The organism is Niabella aquatica (assembly GCF_054779315.1).
Genome location: NZ_BAAGYM010000025.1, coordinates 62,579 through 68,840, shown reverse-complemented (window position 1 = coordinate 68,840; position 6,262 = coordinate 62,579). Strand labels below are relative to the sequence as shown.

The 6,262-nt window shown below is 38.6% G+C and carries 8 protein-coding genes; 3 read left to right on the top strand and 5 right to left on the bottom strand.

The features are described from left to right. From ACYVBM_RS17395 to ACYVBM_RS17380, 4 genes are all read right to left on the bottom strand, one after another. The coding region (locus ACYVBM_RS17395) for a hypothetical protein (RefSeq protein WP_460686970.1) at nt 1–207 on the bottom strand (207 nt) is incomplete at its 3' end. A gap of 309 nt (nt 208–516) precedes the next feature. Next, on the bottom strand, nt 517–885 hold the full coding sequence (locus tag ACYVBM_RS17390) for a DoxX family protein (protein WP_460686969.1): 369 nt from the start codon (nt 883–885) through the stop codon (nt 517–519). A gap of 317 nt (nt 886–1,202) precedes the next feature. Continuing rightward, nucleotides 1,203–1,625: an SRPBCC family protein gene (locus ACYVBM_RS17385; protein WP_460686968.1), complete on the bottom strand. Its 423-nt coding sequence runs from the start codon at nt 1,623–1,625 to the stop codon at nt 1,203–1,205. A 515-nt stretch (nt 1,626–2,140) separates the two neighbouring features. Next, a complete protein-coding gene (locus ACYVBM_RS17380) occupies nt 2,141–2,341 on the bottom strand; it encodes a hypothetical protein (protein WP_460686967.1) in 201 nt (66 codons plus the stop codon). A gap of 325 nt (nt 2,342–2,666) precedes the next feature. Between ACYVBM_RS17380 and pckA the strand changes: the two genes are divergently transcribed. Then, a complete protein-coding gene (pckA, locus tag ACYVBM_RS17375) occupies nt 2,667–4,268 on the top strand; it encodes a phosphoenolpyruvate carboxykinase (ATP) (RefSeq protein WP_460686966.1) in 1,602 nt (533 codons plus the stop codon). A gap of 135 nt (nt 4,269–4,403) precedes the next feature. Then, nucleotides 4,404–4,553 carry a hypothetical protein gene (locus tag ACYVBM_RS17370; RefSeq protein ID WP_460686965.1) on the top strand — a complete coding sequence of 50 codons (150 nt, stop codon included), beginning with the start codon at nt 4,404–4,406 and terminating at the stop codon, nt 4,551–4,553. A gap of 57 nt (nt 4,554–4,610) precedes the next feature. On the opposite strand, the gene ACYVBM_RS17365 is transcribed toward ACYVBM_RS17370, so the two are convergent. Beyond that, nucleotides 4,611–5,474, bottom strand: a complete 864-nt coding sequence (locus ACYVBM_RS17365; RefSeq protein ID WP_460686964.1) for a nucleotide excision repair endonuclease — start codon at nt 5,472–5,474, stop codon at nt 4,611–4,613. Between the two features lie 300 nt (nt 5,475–5,774). Here ACYVBM_RS17365 and ACYVBM_RS17360 point away from each other — a divergent pair, with 300 nt between their 5' ends. Then, nucleotides 5,775–6,215 carry an Hsp20/alpha crystallin family protein gene (locus ACYVBM_RS17360; protein WP_460686963.1) on the top strand — a complete coding sequence of 147 codons (441 nt, stop codon included), beginning with the start codon at nt 5,775–5,777 and terminating at the stop codon, nt 6,213–6,215. The last annotated feature ends 47 nt before the right edge of the window (nt 6,216–6,262 follow it).

Below are 6,262 nucleotides of genomic sequence, written 5' to 3'. Positions count from 1 at the left end.
CTCGGGTGCCAGTTCCTTCATAGTTCTGCCCATGGCGTTTTCGAGCCTGGTTTGTTTAATGAAAGCAGGATTAGCTTCCAGGAAGCAATAGTCATTCGGTTCATTATCTTCATTGAATATGACATCAATAATGACGAACCCTTCATCAATTGCATTAAATAGCATTAAATATTTTGTCTCATTTTCAGACAATATAACGTTATCCATTTTTGCTGCTCATTTTCTTTCCAGATGAGCAGAAAGATACTGTAAAAATCAGAGAGAGACTGGTTTCAATTAGGTGTAAGTTAGTAACTCGCTGTAAACCAATGAGGTTAAATTAATGAATCGCGTAAAGAAATAGGGTTTTGCACCTTGAAGACGCAAAAACGCGAGTAATGTATTGTTTAAAGAACCAGCTAATGTCAATAAATCGAGAAGGAAAATCGGACTTACACTACTGCGTTAGCAATTGCAGAATGGAGGTGATATTTCCTGAACCCAACCAACTGCTTACCGGCTGGTAATTTTCTATTGCTATGCTAACGCTGTAAATCTAAAATATGCGACTAATGCTGACAGTATAAATACAATAATCAACATTGGGAGCATTTTGTATTGTTGTTTTTTGGTGTGAACGAACATACCTGCTGCCATAATTAAACAAAAGGCTGATGCTGCAATAGGTGTCAAAACCGGAGCAATGCCTGTAAGCCACGGAACTATAATACCAATACAGCCTAACAATTCCAGAGCCCCTAATACCCGGATTGGCATTATAGAATGGTGCGGTTTCAAATGTCCGTCGGCGATGTGGTTTTCTTTGCTGCCTGTAATTTTGCCAATGCCTGGCATAATAAAAAATGCAGAGAGAAGCACTTGTAGTGTCCACAAAATTGTATTCATTTTTGTGCTTTATGAAGTTAAAAATAGGCTATTGAAAGCGTTAATGAATGAGCATATAAAGTTACCTTGAAAAAAATCAAGGTTGCTCTCCAGAAGAGCTTCTGTTTAAACAAAAGTTCTTTTCTTAACTTCTTATTAATCCTTTTTTGGTTGGTCTAACCAAAGATTGACATCTTCCATTTTGTGAACTTATTAGTGGGAATTATGCAAAGATAGTAAAAGGTTATATCGCTATTGGTTCATTGATCCACGTCATCCATTGCTGCATGTGAACTTCCATTTGCTTTTAAAGCGTGAAGGAACAGGTTTTCGTTCACTTATTCAATAAGCCTTTTTAGTCCGTCTATGACCACGCCCCAATTCTCGGCAGAATGTTTTGCTTTTTCTTCATCATAGTTTGATTGCGTAATAATTAGCTCTGTTCCCCCTTCAGTTGGGGTTACTTCATAAGAAACCAATAGATAATTTTCAGCATTATCGTCTAAACCACTCCAGCTGCTCAAATAACCATACGAAAGTTTTTTGTTTGGAAAATACTCTAAAACCACGCCCTTGTCTACGTAGGTGGTTCCTTCATACTCACCGGTCCACAAGATTTTGCTTCCAACAGTCCAATCCGTTTCTTGGTTAGAGCCAAAGAAATATTGCTTTACAATTTCGGGATTAGTTAACGCATCCCATACTTTTTCAATTGGTGCTTTAATAATTGCCTTATACTTTGATTGATGATCTACCTGCATATAGATTTTGTTTTATCTTGTTTTTCTCTGCCTGTTTTAGTGTGGTTAATTACAATGACTGCTAACTTGCAGTTAGCGAAGTATAACCATTTTTAAATATTTATAAGTGTTTGTACACGGCTTACATTTCAGGCTACTTTTATTTTCATATCAGCATTTTAAGCAGCTACGCTAATTTAATCATTTTCAGAATAATAATAGTCCAATCTTTACTTTTTTCTTCTGACTGCAAATTGAGCTGGAACAATTGCACAATACTACAAACCTAAAAGCTAAAGAAAGGGAAACATCATTCCAATATTTAAGCTGGCAATGCTGGTATGGGCAGCAGTAACAAATTCAGCGGGTGTCGAAATTTACTGCTCGGTGGTAGAAAAAAATACTTATTAATTTTCCATGATTTACACTAAATAATGATTTCTTTCCAGTTGATATAAAACAGGCCCGGGTCTTAGACAAGACGGGCCTTTGCTAACCTATGAAAAACACCAAAATGGCGATATTCCCTTTATATATTATTTTATTTTTTCTCGTATATTAACCAGGCCTATTTCAGCCAGCCAATTGCGAAAATCATTGGGATCATCTGGCTTAAAATGGATAATTTGGCCTCCTTTCAACAAAATAGAGAACAGGCCGCTAGCCTCTATATACTTTACTAATTTATCCGAACTAAATTCAAAACCCGGAAAGCTTTTGGTTACAACTATTTTCATCACGGTTATTCTATTAGGTTACTAATCCTTATAAAGGTAGGATAAAATTATCTTTTTCAGCCTAATCCTCCTTCTCACGTCTTTTTGGAGTAGTTATACTATCGGTTGGAACCTTTATGTAGTTTTCTGAAAATATTTTCAAATTTTTTAGTTTCTACCCTTACTTTGATCTGTTGAAATAATTTCAATAGCTGCAATTCGTACCAAATTAATAAATATTCATTAATCGATAATTTTATTAGAATATTTAAATTTTGATTGTAATTTTTACAATTAAATTGAATATTTTCAAAAGCTATATTTGCTGCTCAACAAATATTGCTATATGACACTATCCTCATTCTTACCCCTTGAAAGCCTAAAGGAACTGAACTTTGACGGCAACAATATAAAGTATCAGTTATCACCCGCAGAATTGGTACAAAAGTCCGTCACTAAAAAACAGGGAGCTATAAGCGATACAGGCGCACTGGTCATTCATACCGGTAAATTTACGGGGCGTTCACCAAAAGACAAATTCATTGTGTTTGAAGAAACGATCAAAGACAAAATTGACTGGAATGAATTTAATAACCCGATAGATGCAAAATATTTTGATAGCATACTAAATCAGGCCGTTACCTTCCTAAATGCCAGGGATGAGATATATGTGCGTGACGCGTATGCCTGCGCTGATCCGAAATATAAAATATCAATAAGGATCATCAGCCAACTGGCCTCTACAGACCTATTTGCGTTTAACATGCTATTAAGCCCCGATGCTAACGATAGGAAGGCCATAAACCCTGACTGGCATATTATAGTAGCGCCGGGAATGGAATTAGACCCTTTAAAAAGCGGAACACGGCAGGGGAATGCCACCGTTATCAGCTTTTCAAAAAAGATAATTGTAATTGTAGGTTCTGGCTATACGGGCGAGATCAAAAAAAGTATTTTCACTATTTTAAATTACCTGTTGCCGGTAGATCATGATGTATTGAGTATGCATTGTGCAGCCAACCAGGGGAGCGATGGATCGACTGCCCTGTTTTTTGGTTTGAGCGGAACAGGAAAGACCACATTAAGCACCGATGGTTTAAGGAAGCTGATCGGTGATGATGAGCACGGCTGGAGCGATGAAGGCATTTTTAATTTTGAAGGCGGCTGCTACGCCAAGTGCATTAACCTTAGTAAAGAAAAGGAGCCAGAAATATATAACGCAATCACATCCGGGGCGCTGGTGGAGAACACAATGTTCTTTGCAGGTACGAACACTGTAGATTTTAGCAATACTTCAATAACCGAAAATACCAGGGTATCTTACCCCTTATCTCATATTGAAAATAGGGAACCTTCTGCAATGGGACGCATCCCTAAAAATATTATTTTCCTTACCTGCGATGCTTTTGGTGTATTACCACCGGTATCAAAGTTGACTGTACAACAGGCACTATATTACTTCTTAAATGGATACACTGCAAAAATTGCCGGTACGGAACAAGGTATTGAGGAACCTAAACCTACTTTTAGCGCTTGTTTTGGAGCGCCTTTTATGCCTTTGCACCCGGTGGTGTATGCAAAGAAGCTGGAAACAAAAATTGTTAAGCATGATGTAAAAGTGTGGATGGTAAATACCGGGTGGATCGGTGGCGGATATGGAGAAGGACATCGCATACCTATAAAAACCTCAAGAGCCATAGTAAAAGCTATTGTAAACAATGAACTGAACCAAGTTGATTTTGTTACCGAAGCTGCGTTTGGATTAAGGGTTCCTATCAACTGCCCGGGTGTTACTGGCGATATTTTACAGCCGCGAAACCTATGGAAAGACCAGCGGGCCTACCACAAGCAGGCGCAAAAACTAACCAATTTTTTCATTAATAACTATGTAAAGATTTCTCAAAACAGCGTGGAAGCAGGCTTTGAAGTGAATATTTCACCGTTCTGAACCAGCTTCCGAGTTACTTATACAAGGGCGGATCAATGCCGTTCGAATTAAGGCATTTTCTTAAGAATTAGTGGTATAGTTTTTTCTTAATACTTATTGCTGACCAATGGCAATGATCTTTTAAAATACAAGACTATGATACGTAAACTTAAATCTGGTAAATACCGCATTTATTCCAGGCACCCTGATAAAAAGACAAACAAAAGAAAAAATCTCGGCACCTTTGATTCGCTGGAAGCAGCAAAGAAGCATGAAAAAGAAATCCAGTATTTTAAACATCACTAATGCATCGCCCGCTGCCGCCTAGGCAACTAACTTTATTTTGACCAATGCAGCAAATGCTCAGGAAAATATTTCTTTGTTAATTGAAACCACTTTGTTGGGGTATTTGCAAATGAAGGAAATAATCAGCTGCATGATATAATGCGTACTGTGGTACCGGGTCAAACTATCTTTAATATCATATACCGAATAAATATCCGCAGTATTATCGATATAACCCATCCCATAAAAATGGCCGTTTTCTACCCATATACAGCTTTTCTCATTCCGGTTTCTGCCCCTGTCAATAATATAAAATGTCCCGGTATCTTCCTTTAGAAAGAAAAGTCCTCTGGTCGCTTTTTCGTTATAAATTTCAGGGGGCAGGTTGGCTGAGCAAAGCAGGTTATTTTTCTTATCAATAAAGTTACACAGCTCACAGTGTTTTAAGCCGCATAAATCAGCACAAAGACCAAAGCGCCTGGTGAGTTCCGTCACTTTGTTGATGGCGCCCTGGCGTGTTGTAAAAACCTGAATGGGCCGATCTGACTTTCGGATCCCCGCGACCTTCAATCTGGTATAGCCGTGCAGGTCCTGCTGAACAGTCAGTCCGAATTTCGCCTCATACTTTTTTAAGGCCTGGTTATACCGGGGGTAAACCCGCTTAATTTCCACGGCTTCCAGGATAAATGCCATCAGCTCGGTGCCACAGGCTTCGTAGCTAATGGAATAAATATCTTTGATCGCATTCTGGCGCTTGAGGCTTGTGTGGTGCTGTCTAAAATGTTGAATCACCCGCTTCTTTAAATTTTTCGCTTTACCAACATAAAAAGCTTCGCCATGATCGTTGTGGAAGTAATAAACGCCGGGAGCCGGAGGTAGGTTATCAAAATCTTCCTTTAATATTTCAGATGCGGTGGAGTAAAATTGTAAAAGCCCCGACATAAATCATTTTGTGTTAATGAGCATCAAATATACTAAATTATTTAGTATCACGCCTGGATGAGAAATGCTCACGCAAACTGAAATTTTTTCAGTTTCTGCTAATGGAAATTTACCCGTCATTTCTTTTTGATATTCAACAGGCTATATCATTTGCTGCTCCACAAACTTGAAAAAAAGACAGTAACACTGAAAAAAAATCAGTCTGCTTTCCACTGGTACAGCCTTTGTTTATGACCCATTAAAGCAGCGCTGCTGCTGGTAATTAAATTTATTGTTCAATTAAAAAAATAGGAGGTTATTATGTCACTTGTTAAAAGTAATTTCCCATCCTTCCCAACGCTGTTTGATGACCTGTTCAGCCGGGAACTTTTTAACTGGAACAACAGTAATTTTTCATCAACCAGTACCACGGTGCCATCGGTGAATATCAAAGAAACGGCCGATAGCTTCGAGGTAGAGATGGCGGCACCGGGAATGGAAAAGAAAGACTTTAAGATTACGCTGGAAGGCAATACTCTCACTATCGCTTCGCAAAAGCAAAGGAGCGAGGAAAAGAAGGAGGAAGGTTACAGCCGCAGGGAGTTTAGCTACCAGTCTTTCCAAAGAAGTTTTGTTCTTCCAAGGGATGTGGTAGATGATAGTAAAATAGCAGCCAGATATGAAAACGGTCTGCTGCATCTGACCATACCCAAGTTAGAAGAAGCCAGGAAGAAGGCGCCGAGGTTGATCGAAATTGGCTAATTTAATTCCCAGGCCCGTGTAATGCGGGCCTTTTTTAACTTTAAAGC

Coding starts and splice junctions, on each gene's coding strand:
- ACYVBM_RS17385 (WP_460686968.1), bottom strand. CDS start 1,625: ATGCAGGTAGATCATCAATCAAAGTATAAGGCAATTATTAAAGCACCA.
- pckA (WP_460686966.1), top strand. CDS start 2,667: ATGACACTATCCTCATTCTTACCCCTTGAAAGCCTAAAGGAACTGAAC.
- ACYVBM_RS17390 (WP_460686969.1), bottom strand. CDS start 885: ATGAATACAATTTTGTGGACACTACAAGTGCTTCTCTCTGCATTTTTT.
- ACYVBM_RS17380 (WP_460686967.1), bottom strand. CDS start 2,341: ATGAAAATAGTTGTAACCAAAAGCTTTCCGGGTTTTGAATTTAGTTCG.
- ACYVBM_RS17370 (WP_460686965.1), top strand. CDS start 4,404: ATGATACGTAAACTTAAATCTGGTAAATACCGCATTTATTCCAGGCAC.
- ACYVBM_RS17365 (WP_460686964.1), bottom strand. CDS start 5,474: ATGTCGGGGCTTTTACAATTTTACTCCACCGCATCTGAAATATTAAAG.
- ACYVBM_RS17360 (WP_460686963.1), top strand. CDS start 5,775: ATGTCACTTGTTAAAAGTAATTTCCCATCCTTCCCAACGCTGTTTGAT.